Source organism: Kocuria flava (assembly GCF_001482365.1).
GTDB lineage: Bacteria > Actinomycetota > Actinomycetes > Actinomycetales > Micrococcaceae > Kocuria > Kocuria flava.
In genome coordinates this window covers 2,952,174-2,971,195 of record NZ_CP013254.1, presented here as the reverse complement: position 1 = coordinate 2,971,195, position 19,022 = coordinate 2,952,174, and the positions used below count along the sequence as shown (strand labels likewise).

Sequence of the window (19,022 nt, the reverse complement as noted above, 5' to 3'; positions counted from 1 at the left end):
CGGGGCCGCGACCTCGTCCGGGCCGGGGCCCGCCGCACCGATGCGGGCCCCGATCGCTGCGGCGGTCGGGGCCCGCGTCCGTGCGCCGTCGGCGGCGCTCAGCCGTGCACGACCGCGCCCGGCAGCCGGGCGCGCATCACCTCCACGGCCTCCGGGTTGCGGTCCACGCACACGAACCGCCGGCCCAGCTGCTGCGCCGCGGCGCCCAGGGTCCCGGACCCGGCGAAGAAGTCCAGGACCCAGTCGCCCGGGGCCGAGCTGGCCGCGACCATCCGCCGCACCAGCCCCACGGGCTTCTGCGTCGGATAGCCGGTCTTCTCCCGGCCCGTGGGGGAGACGATGGTGTGCCACCACACGTCCGTGGGCAGCTTGCCCAGGGCCGCCTTCTCCGGGGTGACCAGCCCGGGGGCCATGTACGGCTCCCGGTCGACCTCCGCGCTGTCGAAGTAGTAGCACCGCGGGTCCTTGACGTAGACGAGCACGTTGTCGTGCTTGGCAGGCCAGCGCCGTCGGGAGCGCCCGCCGTAGTCGTAGGCCCAGATGATCTCGTTGAGGAAGCACTCCCGCCCGAAGATCGCGTCCAGCATCACCTTGGCGTAGTGCACCTCGCGGTAGTCCAGGTGCACGTAGAGCGTGCCGTCGGCGGCGAGCACCCGCCAGGCCTCCCGCAGCCGAGGCTCGAGGAAGCCCCAGTAGTCGGCGAACGCGTCGTCGTAGCTGCGCACGGCCCCGAGGGCGGTCGCGTAGGACCGGCCCGCGAAGCCCGTGCGGTCGCCCTCGCCCGGGGCCACCGGTGTCATGGTCGCCTCGCGGCGGCGCCGCGTGCGCCCGGTGTTGAAGGGCGGGTCGACGTAGATCATGCGGAAGGCCCCGCCGGGCAGCCGCCGCAGGAGCTCCAGGTTCTCCGCGGCGACCACCGAGTCGGGGCCCTCGGCGTCGAAGACGAAGGACGTCACTCGGCGGCGGCACCGCCCTGCGGCGCGGCGTCCCCGCCGCCCTGCGGCGCACCCGACCCGCTGCGCCCGCCGCGGCGGCGGCGCCGGCGGCGGGTCGAGCCCTCGCCGGTGCGCTCCACGGTGGTCTCCCGAGCGGGGCCGTCCCCGCCCCGCTCCGGCGCGCCCTCCTGGCCGGACGGCACGCCGGCACCGCCCCGGTCCTCCCGGCGCCGCTCGCCGCCGGACCGGTCGCGCCCGCCGCGGGATCCGTCCCGGGCGCCGCGCCCGCCGCCGCGGGGCTCGTCCCGGCCGCCGCGGGAGCCGCCGCGCCCGCCCGCGGGACCGCCCCGGCCCCCGGGCTCCCCGAGGTCCTCGAGCACCTCGGCGTCGAGGCCGGCGTGCGTGCGCTTCGACCGCGGCAGCCGGCCCTTCGTGCCCCGGGGGATGTCCAGGTCCGTGTACAGGTGCTCGGAGGAGGAGTAGGTCTCCACGGGCTCGGGCACGCCCAGCTCGAGCGCCTTGTCGATCAGCCGCCAGCGCGGGACGTCGTCCCAGTCCACGAACGTGATCGCGGTGCCCTTGTTGCCGGCGCGGCCCGTGCGCCCGGTGCGGTGCAGGTAGGTCTTCTCGTCCTCGGGGCACTGGAAGTTGATGACGTGGGTGACGTCCTCGACGTCGATGCCGCGCGCGGCGACGTCCGTGGCCACCAGCACGTCGACCTTGTTGTTGCGGAAGGCCCGCAGCGCCTGCTCGCGGGCGCCCTGGCCGAGGTCGCCGTGCAGCGGGGCCGCGGCGAAGCCGCGGCCGATCAGCTCGTCCGCGAGCTTGGCGGCGGCCCGCTTCGTCTTGGTGAAGACAATGGTCCGCCCGCGGCCCTCGGCCTGCAGGATGCGGGCGACGACCTCGTCCTTGTCGAGGTGGTGGGCGCGGTAGACGACCTGGCGGATGTCCTTCTTCGTGGCGCCCTCGTCGGGGGAGGAGGCCCGGATGTGCATCGGCTTGGTCATGTACCGGCGGGCCATCGCGACGACCGGCCCGGGCATGGTCGCCGAGAACAGCATGGTCTGGCGGACCTCGGGCACGGCGGCCAGCAGCTTCTCGACGTCGGGCAGGAAGCCCAGGTCGAGCATCTCGTCGGCCTCGTCGAGGACGACGGCGCGCACCGCGGAGAGGTCCAGGTGGCGCTGGCGGTTCAGGTCGATGAGCCGGCCCGGGGTGCCGACGACGACCTCGACACCGCGCTGGAGCTCCTCGATCTGCGGCTCGTAGGCGCGCCCGCCGTAGATCGTGGCCACGCGGGCGTCGCGGATCCGGGCCGCGGCGGCGAGGTCCTGGCCCACCTGGACGGCCAGCTCGCGGGTCGGCACCACGATCAGGGCCTGCGGGGCGCCGGGCTTCTTCAGCCCCGCCCAGCCGGCGTCCCCGCGGCCGGTGACGCGCTGGACCACGGGGATGCCGAAGCCCAGGGTCTTGCCGGTGCCGGTCTTGGCCTGGCCGATGATGTCCTGGCCGGACAGGGCCACGGGCAGCGTCATCGCCTGGATCGGGAAGGGGTGGACGATGCCCTCGGCGGCGAGGGCGTCGACGATCTCCTGGCGCACCCCGAAGTCCCCGAAGGTCTCGGGCAGCGGCTCGGGGCCGGTGCCGGCGTCGGCCACGGTGCCCGCGGTGTCGAGGTCCTCGACGGTGGCGGCGGGCTCCGCCGCCGCGGCGTCGTCGGGGCCGGCCGCGTCGGCGGCGGTGTCGGTGAGGTGGTCGGTCACGGTCTCGGTTCCTTACGGTTCGGGCACGCCCGCCCCGCGGCGCGCCGCCGTGGCGGGGCCGCCGGGCCGCCGGACGGCGGCAGGGGCGTGCGGTGGGGGAAGCCGATCGTGAACGGGCGCCGCCTCGGCCGGGCGCCGCCGTGGGGCGGGCCCGGCCCCGGTCCCGTGCGGCGGCCGTGGGGCCTGCCGCGGGTCGCGGGGCGGGAGAGAAGCAGGTCGGGAGTTCAGTTGTGCGGGTACGACCGGTCATCCAGTGCGCTAACCAGTGTAGCCCGGTGCACCGTGCGGCGGGCGCGGTGCACCGGGCGGGGCGCCCCGGCGGGACGACGGCCACCGGCCTCGGCCGGTCTCAGTCGTCCTTGGTGAAGGGCATGAAGCCCACCGGGCGCTTCTGCTCGGCGCCCACGGAGGCGTAGCCGATCACGGCGGCCGGGACCACCGTGGTGTTGCCCTTGGTGTCGGTCAGGACCAGCGGCGAGCCGGAGGAGATGGCGGCGTTGACGAGCTCCACGGCCTCCTGCGCCTGGAGGTCGGACTCGACGACGATCTCCCGGGCGACGTGCTGGACACCGATCTTGATTTCCATGGTTCCTCCTGGGGCGGGGACTGGGGCGTGCGGTCGCCGCCAGTCTAGGGAGCGGCTACTCCCAGTCCTCGTCGATGATGGAGATTCCGCCCCAAGCTAAACGGAAGATCTGGCGCTGGGCCTCGGCCCGCCCACCCGTGTCCGGGTTGCGGTTCCAGTGCACCGCCGCGGTCTGCGCCATCCCTGTCAGGGAGCGGGCGACGAGCACGGCGTGGGGGCGGCTGAGCCCCGCGTTCGGCCCCAGCACCGCGGCGATGGCCTCCGCGACCGCCCCGTGGAAGCGCTCGAAGCGCTCCGCGACCTCGGGGTCCGCCAGCAGGTCCGACTCGAAGATCAGCCGGTGCGCCTCCGGGTTGGCCTCCACGTAGCCGAAGTAGACGTCCAGCATCGACTCCACGCGCTCGCGGTTGACCTCGCTGCCGCGCAGCGCGGCCACGAGGGCGGAGGAGAGCTCCCCGAGGTGGTGGTCGACGAGCGCGAGGTAGAGCTCCCGCTTGCCCGGGAAGTGCTGGTAGAGCACCGGCTTGCTCACCTGCGCGGCGTCGGCGATGTCGTCCATCGACGACCCGTGGTAGCCGTTTGCGGAGAACACGGTCAGGGCGGTCTCCAGCAGCTGGCGCCGCCGGGCCTCCCGCGGCAGGCGCGCCGGGCGGCCTCTCCTGGTCTCGTTGGTCAACCGTTCCTCCTCAGCCGGCCGGGGCCGTGCGACGTGGGTGCCTACCCGGCGGCCTGCGGCCGGCGGTCGATCTGCGGGGCCGCCGGCGGGGCGGCCGCGGGCGCCGGAGCGGCGTCCCCGGCGGGGGAGGCCGGCACCTCGATGCCGTAGAGGGCCTCGAGGCCGGTGATGTACTCGTCCTGGCGGCCCTGGGCGGCGAGCTCCCGGGCGCGCACGGTCGGGGTGTGCAGCAGGGAGCGGACCATGCGGCGCATCGCCAGCTCGATCTGCTCCTTGGCCGCGGTGCAGCCGTGGTGGGCGGTGACCTTCTCGAGCTCCGCGTCCAGCACGGCCATGGTGTGCCGGCGCAGGGCCACGATCGCGGCGTCCATGTCCCGGCCGCTCTGGTCGGCGGCGAACTCCTGGGCGGCGCGCTCCACGATGCCGGTGGCGGCCTCGACCGACTCGCGGGTCTCCTCCGGGGCGGCCACGCGCACGGACTCGAGGGAGATCAGCTCCACGCCGGGCAGGTCCGCCACGGCCGGATCGAAGTCGCGGGTCAGGGCCAGGTCCACGACCGTGCGCGGCCCCGGCGGGAACGCGGAGGCGCCCATCGGCGCCGCGCCGCCGCTGCAGCCGATCACGACGTCGGCCCGCTCGAGGGCCTCCGCCAGCCCGTCCTCCGGCACGGGGGTCCCGCCGCGGTTCTCCGTGAAGGGCACGGCGCGCCCGGAGCCGGACCAGACCTCGATGTCGGCGCACCCGCGGTCGCGCAGCGCCGCCATGGTGGCCCCGGCATAGGCACCGGTGCCGAAGACCAGGGCCCGCCGGCCCGCCCACGTGCCGGCCGTGACGTCGTCGGCCAGGTCCAGGGCCACGGAGACGATCGAGCGGCCGCGCTCGCCGAGGGTGGTCTGGGTGCCGACCTTCCGGGCCGTGCGGGCCGCACCCTCGAACAGGCGCACGAGGCTGCCCGAGACGGTGCCCGCGGTGCGCGCCTCGTTGAGCGCCCGCCGCACCTGGCCGGTGATCTCGCGCTCGCCGACCACGGCCGACTCCAGCCCGGAGACGACCGTGAACAGGTGGCGGGCGGCCTCCGCGTCCGTGCGGGGCACGAGGACGTCGGCGACGAACTCGGGGTCGAGCCCCGAGCGGGCGCCGATCTGCTCGGCCAGCGCGGCGCGCACGTCCGCCACGGCGTCGGGGGCCGACGCGCCGGGGGAGGGCTCGAGCTCGCCGTAGAGCTCGAGGCGGTTGCACGTGGACAGGGTCACGGCGCCGCGCAGCCGGCCGTTCCGGACCATGTCCTCGGACAGCCCCAGCGCACCGGTGCTGAGACGCGCAACGGTGTTCAGATCGACGTTCTGGTGGGAGGCGACGAGAGCGAAGAGGACCACAGTCCATTCATACTAGACGGTCACCGCTCCGGGGGAGTGCCCGGTGACGCGCGGCGCCCGTCCGGGCCCGTCCGCTGACGCTGCGTCAGCAAACCCCGTCGGGGTTCCTTGGCACAATGGGGGCACTATGGCTACCACTCCGCAGACGGCGAGCACGCCGGACACCCCGACCGCCGCCGCTCCCGCGTCCCCGGAGGAGCTGCCGGCGCTGCGCCGGCTGCGCGAGGGGCTCGGCGCCCTGCCGGCCGGGCACCCCCTGCGGGCGGGCGGCACCGCCGACGCGCCGCTGCTGCAGGCCCTCACCGGGCGGGTCCCCGACCGGCGGCCGGTGTGGTTCATGCGCCAGGCGGGCCGGTCGCTGCCCGAGTACCGGGCCCTGCGCACCGGCACGGCGATGCTCGACGCCTGCCTGGACCCGGCGATGGCCGCGGAGATCACCCTCCAGCCCGTCCGCCGCCACGACGTCGACGCCGCCATCTTCTTCTCCGACATCGTCGTGCCGATGCGCGTGGCCGGGGTCGACGTCGACATCGTCCCCGGGCGCGGCCCCGTCCTCGAGCGGCCCGTGCGCACGGCCGCCGAGATCGCCGCGCTGCCCGAGCTGGACGACGCCGCCCTGGACCCGATCCGCGAGGCCGTGGCGGCCGCCGTCGCCGAGCTCGGGGCCACCCCGCTGATCGGCTTCGCCGGTGCCCCCTTCACGGTGGCCGCCTACATGGTCGAGGGCGGGCCCTCGCGGGACCACCTGCTGCCGCGCACGATGATGCACGCCGACCCGGCCGCCTGGGCCGCCCTGGCCCAGTGGGCCGCGCGCACCTCGGGGGCGTTCCTGCGCGCCCAGGTCGAGGCCGGTGCCTCGGCGGTGCAGCTGTTCGACTCCTGGGCCGGGTCCCTGTCCCTGGCCGACTACCGCGCCCACGTCCTCGAGCACTCGGCCGCCGCGCTGGGGGCGGTGGCCGACCTGCCGGTCCCGCGCATCCACTTCGGCACGGGCACCGGGGAGCTGCTGGCCGCGATGCGCGACGCCGGGGCCGACGCCGTGGGCGTGGACCACCGGATCCCGCTGGCCGAGGCGAGCCGCCGCCTGGGCGGGCGCACGGTGGTGCAGGGCAACATCGACCCGGCCCTGCTCGACGCCCCCTGGGCGGTCCTCGCCGCCCACGTCGACGACGTCCTGGCCGGCGGCGCCGCGGCCCCGGGCCACGTGGTCAACCTCGGCCACGGCGTGCCCCCGGGCGCCGACCCGGACGTGCTCACCGCCGTCGTCGCCCACGTCCACGGCCGCCCGCCCTCCGGGGCGCGGCCGTGAGCCCGGCCCCCGCGGAACCCGCTCCCGCGCGCCGCCGGCCGCCCCGGTCCGCCCTCGTGGTGGGCGGCGGCGTCGCCGGCCTCGTCGCCGCCCGCGACCTCGCCGCCCGCGGGCTGCGGGTGACGCTCGTCGAGGCCGAGGACCACCTCGGCGGGGCCGTCGGAGCCCACCAGGTCGCCGGTCTCGTGCTCGACTCCGGCGCCGAGGCCTTCGCGACCCGCTCCCCGGCCGTCCCCGAGCTGCTCGGGGAGCTCGGCCTCGCCGAGCGCGTGGTGCACCCCCGCCGGGCCGGGTCCTGGCTCTACCTGCCCGAGGGCGCCGTCCCCGCCCCCGACTCCGGGGTCCTCGGCATCCCCGCCGACCCCACCGCCCCGCGGCTGCGCGCGGCACTGGGCCGGGCCGGGCTGCTGCGGGCCTCCCTGGACCGGCGGATGCCCGCCGCCGTCGGCGCCTCCGAGCGCTCCCTGGGCGGGCTCGTGCGGGCCCGGATGGGGCAGCGGGTCGTGGAGCGTCTCGTGGCCCCGGTGACCACCGGGGTGCACTCCGCCCACCCCGACGAGCTCGACGTCGACGCCGTGGCCCCCGGCCTGCGCCGGGCGCTGCGCGAGCACGGGTCGCTGGGGGCCGCCGCCGGCGCCCTGCGCCGGGCCGCCCCGGCGGGCTCGGCCGTGGCCGGGCTGCGCGGAGGGATGAACACGCTCTCCGAGGCCCTCGTGCGCGACCTCGAGCGGGCCGGGGCCAAGCTGGTCACCGACCACGACGTCATCGCCCTCGACCGCGACCCCCGCCGCGACGGCTGGATGGTCATCCAGCGCCAGCCCCGCCACGGCGCCAAGACCGCGGTGGCCCGGGGCGAGCTGCTCGTGCTCGCCACCGACGGCGCCACCGCCGTGCGCCTGCTCGGCGGCCACCGCGACGGCCTGCAGCGCTTCGGCCCCGAGCCGGGCCCGCAGGTCGCGCTCGCCACGCTCGTCGTGGACGACCCCCGGCTCGACGGCGCGCCTCGCGGCACCGGACTGCTCGTGAGCGCCGACGCCCGCGCCGTGCGCGCCAAGGCCCTCACGCACGCGACCGCCAAGTGGGACTGGGTGCGGGAGGCCGCCGGGCCCGGCCGGCACGTGCTGCGCCTGTCCTACGGCCGCGCCCAGCCCGACCCCTCGGTGGTCCCGCCCGAGGTGGCCCTGCCGGACCAGCAGCTGATCCGTCTGGCCCTCTCCGACGCCTCCACGCTCATGGGCGTCCCGCTGCGCCCGGAGCAGCTGGCCGGCGCCGACATCGTCCGCTGGCGCGCCGCGCTGCCCCGCGCGGGCGTCGGCCACGCCCAGCGCGTCGCCGCGTTCCGGGCCGAGCTCGCCCACCTGCCCGGCACCGCCGCGGTCGGCGCGTGGCTCGCCGGCACGGGCCTCTCCTCCGTCGTCGCCGACACCCGCGAGCAGGTCCGGGCGCTGCTGACCGCGGCGGGCGTGCCCGCCGCGGCTGCGACCCCGACGCCATCCACCCCGAGAAAGGACTGAGCAGTGTCCCACGACACCAGCCCGCACGCACACCACGTCGCTCCCGCCGAGCAGCAGGAGCAGCAGGAGGCCCCCGCCGGCCAGGAGCGCCTGCACTGGGCCGTCTGGTCCGTCTTCGCCCGCCCGGACGGCGCGGCCGGCGCCACCGGCGAGGGCGCCGGCGAGTTCGACGACGCCGTCGAGCAGCTGGCCGGCGAGGGCGTGACCCTGCGCGGCGTCTACGACGTCTCCGGGATGCGCGAGGACGCCGACGTCCTGACCTGGCTCCACGGCGAGGACCCGCAGGCCCTGCAGGCCGCCGTCCGCCGGCTGCGCCGCACCGGGGCCCTCGCCGGCACCCGCCAGGTGTGGAACGCCATGGGCGTGCACCGCGAGGCGGAGTTCACCGCCAACCACTCCCCGTCCTTCGCCCGCGGCGTCCCGCCCGAGCAGTGGGTGTGCGTCTACCCGTTCGTGCGCTCCTACGAGTGGTACTACATGAACGCCCAGCGCCGCGCCGAGATGCTGCGCAACCACGGCATGGCCGCGCGCGACTACCCGCAGGTGCTCGCCAACACCATCGCGTGCTTCGGGCTCAACGACTTCGAGTGGCTGCTGGCCCTCGAGGCGCCCGAGCTCGTGGACCTCGTGGACCTCATGCGCGCGTTCCGCGCCACGGAGGCCCGCCTGCACGTGCGCGAGGAGACCCCCTTCTACACCGGGCGCCGGATCGGCTCCGAGGAGATCGCGGAGGTGCTGCGGTGACCGTCGAGAACGCGCTGTCCCGGGCCCGGGCGCACGCGTCCGAGGACTACGACGCCGTGATCCTCTCCTCCTTCGGCGGGCCCGAGGGCCAGGAGGACGTCATCCCGTTCCTGCGCAACGTCACCAGGGGCCGGGGCATCCCCGACGAGCGCCTCGAGGAGGTCGCCGGCCACTACCGGGCCAACGGCGGGGTCAGTCCCATCAACGAGCAGAACCGCGCCCTGCGCGCGGCCCTCGAGGCCGAGCTGCTCGGCCGCGGCCTGCACGTGCCGGTGCTGTGGGCCAACCGCAACTGGGCGCCCTACGTCGCCGACGTCGTGCGCGAGAGCCACGCCCGCGGGATGCGCCGGCTGCTGGTGGTGGCCACCAGCGCCTACTCGAGCTACTCCGGCTGCCGCCAGTACCGGGAGGACTACGGGGTCGCCCTCGAGGAGCTCGGCCTGACCGGGCAGGTGCAGGTCGACAAGGTCCGCCAGTACTTCGACGCCGAGGGCTTCGTCCAGCCCTTCGTCGAGGGCCTGCGCCAGGGCCTGGCCGAGGTGCGCGGACGCCTCGGCGCGGGCGACGGGCGGATCGCGATCCTGTTCTCGACCCACTCCATCCCGCTCACCGACGCCGAGGCCTCCGGGCCCGCCCGGATGGACTTCGAGGAGGACTCCGCCTACGTCGCCCAGCACCTGGCCGTGGCCCGGACCGTCCTCGAGCGGATCGGCCCCGAGGAGCTCGGCGAGCACACCTGGGACCTCGTCTACCAGTCCCGCTCCGGGCCCCCCGAGGTGCCGTGGCTCGAGCCCGACGTCAACGACGCCCTCGAGGAGGTCGCCGCCCGCGGCGTGGCGGGGGCCGTGATCGTGCCCCTGGGCTTCGTCTCCGACCACATGGAGGTGAAGTGGGACCTCGACACCGAGGCCCTGCAGACCTGCGAGCGGCTCGGCCTGCCCGCGGTGCGCACCCCCACCGCCGGCACCCACCCGGCGTTCGTGTCCGCCCTGGCCGACCTCGTGGAGCAGCGCGTCGCCGGCCGGGACGCCCCGCCCCGGGTCTCCGCGTGCGCCTCCGGCACCTGGTTCGACGACTGCGCCCCCGACTGCTGCGTGAAGGTCCTCCGGGGCGCCACCGGGCCCCGGCCGACGGTGGCCCAGCGTCCCGAGGGCGAGCCGATCCCGGCCGGCCTGGACGGGTCCGGGGAGCTCCGGTGGGTGTGAGCGCGGCGCCGGCGGTGCGGGTGGGCACCCGCGGCTCGAAGCTCGCCCTGACGCAGACGACGACCGCGGCCGAGGCGGTGGCCGCCGCGGGCGGGTTCACCCCGGAGCTCGTGACCATCCGCACCGAGGGCGACGTCCTGACCGGCCCGCTGTCCCAGATGGGCGGCACGGGGGTCTTCGCGACCGCGCTGCGCGCCGCCCTGCTGGACGGCTCCGTGGACCTGGCCGTGCACTCCCTCAAGGACCTGCCCACGGCCCCCGTCCCGGGCCTGGAGGTCGCGGCGGTGCCCGAGCGGGAGGACCCGCGCGACGCCCTGTGCGCTCGCGACGGGCTGACCCTCGCGCAGCTGCCCGCCGGGGCGCGGGTCGGCACGGGCTCCCCGCGCCGGGCCGCCCAGGTGCGCGCCGCTCGTCCCGACCTCGAGATCGTCGACATCCGCGGCAACGTGGGCACGCGCCTGGCCCGGGTCGCCCCCGGCGACCTCGACGCCGTGGTGCTGGCCGCCTCCGGGCTGCGCCGGCTGGGGCTGCAGGAGGCGGTCACCGAGCTCATCGACCCCGCCGTGATGCTGCCCGCCCCGGGGCAGGGCGCCCTCGCGCTCGAGGTCCGCGCCGAGGACGCGACCGGGACCGGCCCCCTGGCCGCCGGCCTGGCCGCCGTCGACCACCTGCCGACCCGGCTGGCCGTCACCGCCGAGCGCGAGCTGCTGAGCCGGCTCGAAGCCGGCTGCGCGGCCCCCGTGGGCACCCTCGCCCGCACGGCCGGCGACGAGCTCGTCCTCGACGTCGTGGTCGCCGACCCCGACGGCTCGGAGGTGATGCGCCGGCACGGGAGCACGACCGAGCGCACCGTGGCCGGGGCCCGCGCCCTCGGCACGCGCCTCGCGGACGAGCTGCTCGCCGACGGCGCCGGCCGGCTGGCACGGCTGACCCTCTGAGCGGCGTGGCGGGCACGGGGGGCCGCGAGGGAGACGCGGCGCTGCTGGACGGGGCCCGGGTGGTCGTCACCCGGACCCCGGAGCGGGCCCTCGCCCTGGCCCGGCTGCTGCGGCGCGAGGGCGCCGAGGTGACGGCCGCCCCGCTGCTCGAGGCGACCCTGCCCGCCCGCACCGCGCCGCTGGCGCAGCTGCTCGACCGCGCCGCCCGGGCCGGGCACGGGGACTGGCTCGCCGTGACCTCCGTCAACACCGTCCGCGCCCTGCAGGCCCTCGCCGGGGAGGACCTGGGCGGGCGGCTCGCCGCGGCCCGGCGGGCGGGGCTGCGCGTCGCCGCCGTCGGGGACGCCACCGCCTCCGCCCTGGCCGCGGCCGGCCTCGGGCCCGACCTCGTCCCGGCCGGGGCCCACTCCGCCGACGGGCTGCTCGCCGGGTGGCCGGAGGAGCCCGACCCCGGGCTGGCCCTGCTGCCCCAGTCCGCCCGCGCGCGCCCCGTGCTGGCCGACGGGCTGGCGGCCCGGGGGTACCGCGTCCGGGCGGTCACGGCCTACGAGACCGTGCCGTGGCCGGCGGCCGCGCCCCTCGCCCCCGGGGCGGCGCAGGACGGACCGGACGCCCCCGGGGTGCTGGACCGCGGGCAGCTGCTCGCGCGCCTGTCCGGTCCCGGCGTGGACGCGGTGGTGCTCACCGCGCCCTCGCACCTGGACGAGCTCGTGGGGGAGGACCCCTCCGTGCTCGCCGGACCGGCCCTGGTGGCCATCGGCGAGCCCACCCGGCGGGCCGCCGCCGCGCACGGGCTGCACGCCGTGGCCGCCGGCAGGCCCACCCCCGAGGGCGTGCGCGACGCGCTCGTGCGCGCCCTCGCCGCCCGCCGCGGGGCGCCGCCGGGCCGGTCCGCCCCGCCCGGCACGCCGCCCGGCACCGACCCGAACCGACCGACCCAGGAGACGACCCCGTGACCGACCGCATCCCGCGCTACGACCTCGTGGCCCGGCCCCGCCGCCTGCGCACCACCCCGGCGGTGCGCCGGCTGGCCGCGCAGACGAGGGTCCACCCCTCCGACCTGATCCTGCCCGTCTTCGTGCGGGAGGGCCTCACCGAGCCCGCCCCGCTGGGCTCGATGCCCGGCGTGGTCCAGCACAGCACCGACTCCCTGCGCCGCGCGGCCGCCGAGGCCGCCGCGAAGGGTCTCGGCGGGATCATGCTCTTCGGCGTTCCCACCGAGCGCGACGCGTGCGGCAGCGCCGGCACGGATCCGGACGGGATCCTCAACCGCGCGCTGCGGGAGGTCCGCGCCGAGGTGGGCGACGACGTCGTCGTCATGGCGGACCTGTGCCTCGACGAGTTCACCGACCACGGCCACTGCGGCGTGCTCGCCGCCGACGGCTCCGTGGACAACGACGCGACCCTGGAGATCTACGCGCGGATGGCCGTGGCGCAGGCCGAGGCCGGCGCCCACGTGCTCGGGCCCTCCGGCATGATGGACGGTCAGGTCGGCGTGATCCGCGAGGCCCTCGACGGCGCCGGGCGCACCGACGTCGCCGTCCTGGCCTACTCGGTCAAGTACGCCTCCGCGTTCTACGGCCCCTTCCGGGAGGCCGTGGACTCGCAGCTGCAGGGCGACCGGCGCACCTACCAGATGGACGCCGCCAACCGGCGCGAGGCCATGCACGAGCTGCAGCTCGACCTCGACGAGGGCGCCGACATGGTCATGGTCAAGCCGGCCATGAGCTACCTCGACGTGCTGCGCGACGTCGCCGAGGCCTCCCCGGTGCCGGTGGCGGCCTACCAGATCTCCGGTGAGTACGCGATGATCGAGGCCGCCGCCGCCAACGGCTGGATCGACCGCCGGGCCGCGGTCCAGGAGTCCGTCCTGTCCATCCGCCGGGCCGGGGCCGACTCGGTGCTCACCTACTTCGCCGTCGAGCTCGCGGACTGGTTCCGCGAGGAGAACGGCCTCTCCTGACCACCCCCGCACCCCCGAGCCGGGTCCTCCCGGCGGAAGGAAAGCACTCATGAGCGTCTCCCAGGAACTGTTCGACCGCGCCCGCAAGGTCATGCCCGGCGGGGTGAACTCGCCCGTGCGCGCGTTCGCCTCGGTGGGCGGCACCCCGCCGTTCATCTCGGCCGCCAAGGGCCCGTACCTCACCGACGCCGACGGGCGCGAGTACGTCGACCTCGTCGGCTCGTGGGGCCCGGCCCTGCTGGGCCACTCCCACCCGGCCGTGATCGACGCCGTCCACGAGGCGGTCGAGCGCGGGCTGTCCTTCGGCGCGACCACGCGCGGGGAGACGGAGCTCGCGGAGCTCGTCGTCGAGCGGGTCGGGGCGATCGACGAGGTGCGGCTGGTCTCGACCGGCACGGAGGCCGCCATGACCGCGCTGCGGCTCGCCCGCGGGGTCACCGGCCGGGACCTCGTGGTGAAGTTCGCCGGCTGCTACCACGGCCACGTCGACGCGTTGCTGTCCGAGGCGGGCTCCGGGGTCGCGACCCTCGCCCTGCCGGGCTCGGCGGGGGTCACGGCCGCGACCGCCGCCGAGACCCTCGTGCTGCCCTACAACGACCTCGGCGCCGTGGAGGCGGCCTTCGCGGCCCACCCGGACCGGATCGCCGCGGTGATCACCGAGGCCGCCCCGGCGAACATGGGCGTGGTCACCCCGGGCGAGGGCTTCAACGCCGGGCTGCGGCGGATCACCCGCGAGCACGGTGCGCTGCTGATCTGCGACGAGGTGCTCACCGGGTTCCGCGTGCACGAGGCCGGCTACTGGGGCCTGACCCACGAGGCGGAGGGCGGCTGGGAGCCGGACCTGTTCATGTTCGGCAAGGTCATCGGCGGCGGCCTGCCGGTCGCCGGCATCGGCGGCCGCGCCGCGGTGATGGACCACCTGGCGCCGCTGGGCCCCGTCTACCAGGCGGGCACCCTCTCGGGGAACCCGGTCGCGATGGCCGCCGGCGCGGCGACCCTGCGCACCGCCGACCGCGTCGCCTACCGCACGATCGACCGGCGCTCCGCCCAGCTGCAGGACGCCGTGCGCGCCGCGCTCGGGGAGGCCGGGGTCGACCACTCGGTCCAGACCGCGGGGAACCTGTTCTCGGTGGCCTTCGGCACCTCCGCCACCGGCGTGCACGACTACGCCCAGGCCCGCGCCCAGGAGGCCTGGCGGTACCCGGCGTTCTTCCACGCGATGCTCGACCAGGGCGTGTACATGCCGCCGTCCGTCTACGAGGCGTGGTTCCTCTCCGCCGCCCACGACGACGCGGCGATGGACCGGATCGTCTCCGCGCTGCCCGCCGCGGCCCGCGCCGCCGCCCAGGCCCGGCCCACGGCCTGAGCCCGGCCCCGGGCCGGGGGCGCGCAGGTGTCCGGGCCGCCGGCCCCGGGGCCGCTCAGGCGCCCGGCCCGCCGGTCCCGGGGGCGCGCAGCGGCCACGCGCCGTCGACGACGGCGTCCGGGCGCGTGCGGCGGAAGTACTCCTGCAGGCTCGCGGCCTGTGCGGCGGCCCAGCCCACCTGGTCCGCGTGCAGCTCCGCGGCCGGCCGCACCAGCTCCGGGAAGCGGCGCGCCATCAGCACCGCCAGCCGCTCGGTGGCCAGCGAGTCCGCCGCCGAGGTGTGGGCGGCGGTCAGCTCCACCCCGTACTCCTCGCACAGGGCCCCGAGCGTGCGCTTGCCGCGGCGGTAGCGGTGCACCTGCTTGTTGAGCACGTAGGGGTCGAGCACGGGGAACGGCTCGGGCACGGCCACGCCGTGGCGGGCGCCCTCCCGGGCCAGGACCGTGAAGTCGTAGGAGGCGTTGAACACGAGCACGGGGGTGCCCGCGGCGAACAGCCCGCCGAGCACCGCGGCGATCTCCGCCACGACCCGCCCGGCCGGGAGGCCCTCCGCGCGGGCGCGCTCGGTCGTCACCCCGTGGACGGCGGCCGCCTCGGCGGGGATCTCGACGCCGGGGTCCGCCAGCCACTCCCACTCGTCCAGCACCTCGCCCGCGGCGTCGGTGCGCACGATCGAGGCCGTGACGATGCGGGCCTCCAGCGGGTCCCGGCCCGTCGTCTCGAGGTCGAAGGCCGCCCGGGGCCCCTCCGTCCAGGCCACCGCCGCCGCGGGCTCTCCGAGGTCGAAGAGGGCGTCCTGGGCCCCGGTGCCCCCGCTCCGCTCCGGGGGCGGGGGCGGCGGCGCGGGGTCGAAGAGGGCGGGCTGGTCGGGCGCAGGTCGCGAGGACGTGGACATGGGCCCACGGTACCGGCCGCCTCCGACCCGCTGACGCACCGGGCGCCGGGAGCGCGGGCACGCAGGGCCGGCGGACGCGCAGGACCCGCGCTTAGCGCGTCCGCGGGCCGTGATGGGATGGGACCATGCACCGGACCGAGCGCACCGCACCCCGCACCGGCCCCGCCGCCCCGCACGCCCCCGGGGACGGCGGACCCGTGCGCTGGACGCTGGTGCCGCCGCCGGGCACGGAGCAGGCCCGGCCCCCCTGGCGGCCCACGGCCGACCAGGCCGCCGTCACCGCACTGCGGCCCGGGTGCGGCCCCCGCCTCGTCGTGGGCGGGCCGGGCACGGGCCGCACCCGCGTGCTCGTCGAGCTGGCCGCCCGCAGGATCCGAGACGGCCTCGACCCGGACCGCCTCCTCGTGCTCACCCCCTCGCGGCTCTCGGCGGCGCGGGTCCGCGACGACCTCACGGCCGCGGTCGCCGCGACCATGAGCTCCCCGCCCGTGCGGGCGTGGCAGTCCTACGCCTTCGACCTGCTGCGGCGGGCGCGCAACGAAGGACTGCTGCCCGGCGTCGACCGGGCCCCGAAGCTGCTCTCCGGCCCCGAGCAGGACGTGCTCGTCGCGGAGCTCATGGCCGGGCACGCCCTGGGCGAGGGGGCCGCGGTGGTGTGGCCGCGCGACCTGCAGGAGGCCGTGGGCACCCGCGGCTTCCGGCAGGAGGTGCGGGAGGTCTTCGACCGCATGTCCGAGCACGACCTCGCCCCGGAGCAGCTGCGCCGCCTCGGCCGGGCCATGGACCGCCCGGACTGGGCGGCGGCCGCTGCGCTGCGGGCGGAGTACCAGGCCGTGCGCCGGCTGCGGATGCCGGAGGCCTACGACCCCGCCGCGCTGGTCTCCGAGGCGGCCCGCCTGCTCGAGGCGCAGCCGGGGTTCCTGCGCGCCGAGCAGGAGCGTCTCGAGCTCCTGCTCGTCGACGACCTCCAGGAGGCCACGCCTTCCATCCACCGGCTGCTGGCCGTGCTGGGCCGGGGGCGCGACGTGGTCGCGACCGCCTGCCCCGACACGGTCGTGCAGGGCTTCCGCGGGGCCCGCCCCGATCTGCTGCGCTCCCTGGAGGACCGCCTCGCCGAACCGGGCCGGCCCCTGCGGCGCCACGATCTCGGCACGTCCCTGCGGATGCCGCCGGCGGTGACGGAGGTCTGGCGGCGGGTCGCCGAGCGGGTGCCCGCGCTGGTGCGCGCCCCCCGGGCGCTCGAGCCCGCCCGGGCGGAGCACGGTCCCGGGGCGGATCGGCCGGCGCCGGCCGCACCCGACGGGGACCGGCCCGGCGAGGGCGGCCCCGCGGCCCGGGCCGCCGTGCCGGGACCGGCCGCCGCGCCCGGCACCCTCGGCGGGCAGCACCCGGTGGGCGCGCGCGGACCGGCCGGACCGCAGGAGGCGGGCGCCGGGGCGCACGACCCGGAGGCCGCCGACGACGGCCCGGACGACCGGGACGCACCGGACGCCGCGGACCGCGGGGAGGTCCTGACCGCCGTGCTGTCCTCGCCGCTGCACGAGGCGCGCTGGATCGCCCACCAGGTCCTGGAGCGCCACCTCGTGCACGGGGTGCCCCTCGGGGACATGGCCGTGATCGTGCGCAACGGGCGGCAGCTCGAGGGCCTGGAGCGGCAGCTGACGGTCCTCGGCGTCCCCGTGAGCACCTCGGCCGCCGAGACACCGGTGCGGGACGAGCCCGCCGTTCGGCCGCTGCTGGCCGCCCTGCGGATCGTCACCGAGGCCGACGCCGCCGGGTCCCGCGGCGACGGGTCCCCCGGTGACCACCACGGGGCCCTGACCGTCCAGGCCGCCGTGGAGCTGCTCACCTCCCGGATCGGCGGCGCCTCGCCCATGGACCTCCGGCGCCTGCGCCAGCGGCTGCGGACGGAGGAGCTCGCCGACGGCGGGGGCCGCGGCAGCGACGACCTGCTCGTCGAGGCGCTCGCCGCTCCCGCTGCGCTCGACGCGGCCGGGGTCCGCTCCGCCCCCGCCCGGCGCGTCGCCCGCATGATCGCCGCCGGGACCCGGGCCCTGCACGAGGAGGGCGCGACCGCGGAGACCGTCCTGTGGGCGCTGTGGGAGGCCGCCGGGGTCGCCGAGGGCTGGCGCCGCCGCGCCCTCGAGGGCGGGCCGGCGGGGGAGCGGGCCGACCGCGACCTCGACGCCGTCGTCGCGCTCTTCGAGTCCGCAGAACGCTACGTCGACCACCTCCCCGGGGCCAGTGCCGCCCAGTTCCTCGACTACGTCGAGAGCCAGGAGCTGCCCATGGACACGCTCGCCGCCCGCGCGCCCACGGACGAGACCGTGGAGATCATGACCCCCGCGACCGCGGCCGGGCGGCAGTGGCCGGTCGTGTTCGTCGCCGGGGTGCAGGAGTCGGTGTGGCCCAACACGCGCCTGCGCGGACGGCTGCTCGGCGCCGACCTGCTCACCGACGCCCTCGACCTCGGCGTCGAGCAGGCCGCGCGCACCACGCCGCTGAGCCGGCTGCGCCAGGTCCGCCACGACGAGCTCCGCTCCTTCTCCGCGGCCGTCTCCCGCAGCAGTGGCACCCTCGTGGTCACCGCGGCCGCGAACGAGGACGAGCAGCCCTCCGAGTTCCTCGACCTCGTGGACCCGCCCGGCCCGGGTGCCCCCGCGCGGACGCCGGTCGACGCCCCGCGGCCCATGACCCTGCGCGCCCTCGTCGCCGAGCTGCGCCAGTGGGTGCAGCGCCACGAGGAGGACCCGGTGCGCGCCGAGGCGGCGGCGCGCCTGCTCCACCGCATCGCCGCCTCCCCGCGCCCCGTCCCCGGCGCCGACCCGGGCACCTGGTGGGGCACCGCCGCGCTCACCAGCACCGACCCGGTCTTCGACGACGGGGTGCCGGTGCCCGTCTCGCCGTCGCGGATCGAGGCGATCCACCGCTCGCCCCTGGACTGGTTCGTGGCGGCCTCGCGCGCCGAGCCCGCCACCGACCTCAGCCGCAGCCTGGGCTCGCTCGTGCACGCCATCGCCGAGGAGCTGCCGGAGTCCTCCGGCGGCGAGCTCGTCGAGGAGCTGGACCGCCGGTGGCACACCCTCGGGCTGCCCGAGACGTGGGAGACGGAGGTGCAGCTGCGCCGCGCCCGGCAGATGCTGCGGAAGTTCGCCCAGTACGTCGTCGACGCCCGCCAGGAGCACGGCCGCCGGCTCGCCGCCGTCGAGGGCTCCTTCGACGTCCTGGTCCGCGGCCCCGCCCGCGACGCCCTGCTCCGCGGCCGGGTGGACCGGCTGGAGGTGGACGCGCAGGGCCGCTACGTCGTCGTGGACCTCAAGACCGGGCGGACCAAGCCCGCCGGGGCGAAGATCCCCGAGCACCCGCAGCTGGCGGCCTACCAGGTGGCCCTCGCCGCCGGCGCCGGCGCCGCCATGGCGGGCGGCACCGACGAGGAGCGCCTCGAGCTGCCGGAGGGGGCGGTGGCCGAGCTGCCCGGCGGGGCGCTGCTCGTCCAGCTCGGCACCGACGAGAAGACCCCGCGCGTCCAGCAGCAGGACCCCCTGGACCCCCAGGCCGACTGGGCCCGGCTGCTCATCACCCGCGCCGCCGAGCTCGTGGCGGGGGAGACCTTCACCGCCCGCCACGACCAGTCGGAGGGCACGTTCAACGGCCACGGCTGCAAGCTGCCGCAGATCTGCCCCCTGTGCGCCGAGGGCCGGCAGGTGAGCGAGCCGTGAGCCCCGACCCCGACCGGCAGGAGAGCCCTCACC

General features: G+C 77.4%; 15 protein-coding genes. 9 read left to right on the top strand and 6 right to left on the bottom strand.

Features of this window, described 5'->3' with window-relative positions; all coding sequences use genetic code 11:
• Nucleotides 1–98: 98 nt before the first annotated feature.
• From AS188_RS13260 to AS188_RS13240, 5 genes are all read right to left on the bottom strand, one after another.
• The gene (locus AS188_RS13260; RefSeq protein ID WP_058859245.1) at nt 99–956 is read right to left on the bottom strand and encodes a DNA-methyltransferase; all 858 of its coding nucleotides are present in this window, start codon (nt 954–956) and stop codon (nt 99–101) included.
• Nucleotides 953–2,698 (bottom strand): DEAD/DEAH box helicase, encoded by a 1,746-nt coding sequence (locus tag AS188_RS13255; RefSeq protein WP_083529459.1) that lies wholly within the window; start codon nt 2,696–2,698, stop codon nt 953–955. Before AS188_RS13255 ends, AS188_RS13260 begins: the two co-directional genes overlap by 4 nt.
• A gap of 349 nt (nt 2,699–3,047) precedes the next feature.
• Complete coding sequence (locus AS188_RS13250; RefSeq protein ID WP_058859244.1) at nt 3,048–3,284, bottom strand: DUF3107 domain-containing protein; 237 nt, start codon at nt 3,282–3,284, stop codon at nt 3,048–3,050.
• Between the two features lie 55 nt (nt 3,285–3,339).
• Nucleotides 3,340–3,960, bottom strand: a complete 621-nt coding sequence (locus AS188_RS13245; protein WP_058859243.1) for a TetR/AcrR family transcriptional regulator — start codon at nt 3,958–3,960, stop codon at nt 3,340–3,342.
• A gap of 41 nt (nt 3,961–4,001) precedes the next feature.
• Nucleotides 4,002–5,336, bottom strand: a complete 1,335-nt coding sequence (locus AS188_RS13240) for a glutamyl-tRNA reductase (RefSeq protein WP_058859242.1) — start codon at nt 5,334–5,336, stop codon at nt 4,002–4,004.
• 127 nt (nt 5,337–5,463) lie between these two features.
• Here AS188_RS13240 and hemE point away from each other — a divergent pair, with 127 nt between their 5' ends.
• From hemE to hemL, 8 genes are read left to right on the top strand one after another with little or no spacing between them, the layout of a single operon-like run.
• Nucleotides 5,464–6,645, top strand: coding sequence for a uroporphyrinogen decarboxylase (hemE, locus tag AS188_RS13235; protein ID WP_058859241.1), 1,182 nt, complete (start codon nt 5,464–5,466; stop codon nt 6,643–6,645).
• Nucleotides 6,642–8,159, top strand: a complete 1,518-nt coding sequence (hemG, locus tag AS188_RS13230; protein WP_058859240.1) for a protoporphyrinogen oxidase — start codon at nt 6,642–6,644, stop codon at nt 8,157–8,159. Before hemE ends, hemG begins: the two co-directional genes overlap by 4 nt.
• A gap of 3 nt (nt 8,160–8,162) precedes the next feature.
• Nucleotides 8,163–8,903, top strand: a complete 741-nt coding sequence (hemQ, locus tag AS188_RS13225; RefSeq protein ID WP_083529457.1) for a hydrogen peroxide-dependent heme synthase — start codon at nt 8,163–8,165, stop codon at nt 8,901–8,903.
• Nucleotides 8,900–10,108 (top strand): ferrochelatase, encoded by a 1,209-nt coding sequence (locus AS188_RS13220; RefSeq protein ID WP_058859239.1) that lies wholly within the window; start codon nt 8,900–8,902, stop codon nt 10,106–10,108. Before hemQ ends, AS188_RS13220 begins: the two co-directional genes overlap by 4 nt.
• On the top strand, nt 10,105–11,046 hold the full coding sequence (gene hemC / locus AS188_RS13215) for a hydroxymethylbilane synthase (RefSeq protein ID WP_373865619.1): 942 nt from the start codon (nt 10,105–10,107) through the stop codon (nt 11,044–11,046). Before AS188_RS13220 ends, hemC begins: the two co-directional genes overlap by 4 nt.
• A gap of 5 nt (nt 11,047–11,051) precedes the next feature.
• Nucleotides 11,052–12,002, top strand: coding sequence for a uroporphyrinogen-III synthase (locus AS188_RS13210; protein ID WP_058859237.1), 951 nt, complete (start codon nt 11,052–11,054; stop codon nt 12,000–12,002).
• Nucleotides 11,999–13,009, top strand: a complete 1,011-nt coding sequence (gene hemB, locus AS188_RS13205; protein WP_058859236.1) for a porphobilinogen synthase — start codon at nt 11,999–12,001, stop codon at nt 13,007–13,009. The genes AS188_RS13210 and hemB overlap by 4 nt, the downstream gene beginning before the upstream one ends.
• Before the next feature lie 49 nt (nt 13,010–13,058).
• Nucleotides 13,059–14,375, top strand: coding sequence for a glutamate-1-semialdehyde 2,1-aminomutase (gene hemL / locus AS188_RS13200; protein ID WP_058859235.1), 1,317 nt, complete (start codon nt 13,059–13,061; stop codon nt 14,373–14,375).
• A 55-nt stretch (nt 14,376–14,430) separates the two neighbouring features.
• Here hemL and AS188_RS13195 read toward each other — a convergent pair whose 3' ends face one another.
• Nucleotides 14,431–15,270 (bottom strand): 3'-5' exonuclease, encoded by an 840-nt coding sequence (locus AS188_RS13195; RefSeq protein WP_083529456.1) that lies wholly within the window; start codon nt 15,268–15,270, stop codon nt 14,431–14,433.
• Nucleotides 15,271–15,395: 125 nt separating this feature from the next.
• Between AS188_RS13195 and AS188_RS13190 the strand changes: the two genes are divergently transcribed.
• Nucleotides 15,396–18,989, top strand: a complete 3,594-nt coding sequence (locus AS188_RS13190) for an ATP-dependent helicase (RefSeq protein ID WP_058859234.1) — start codon at nt 15,396–15,398, stop codon at nt 18,987–18,989.
• Nucleotides 18,990–19,022 lie beyond the last annotated feature (33 nt).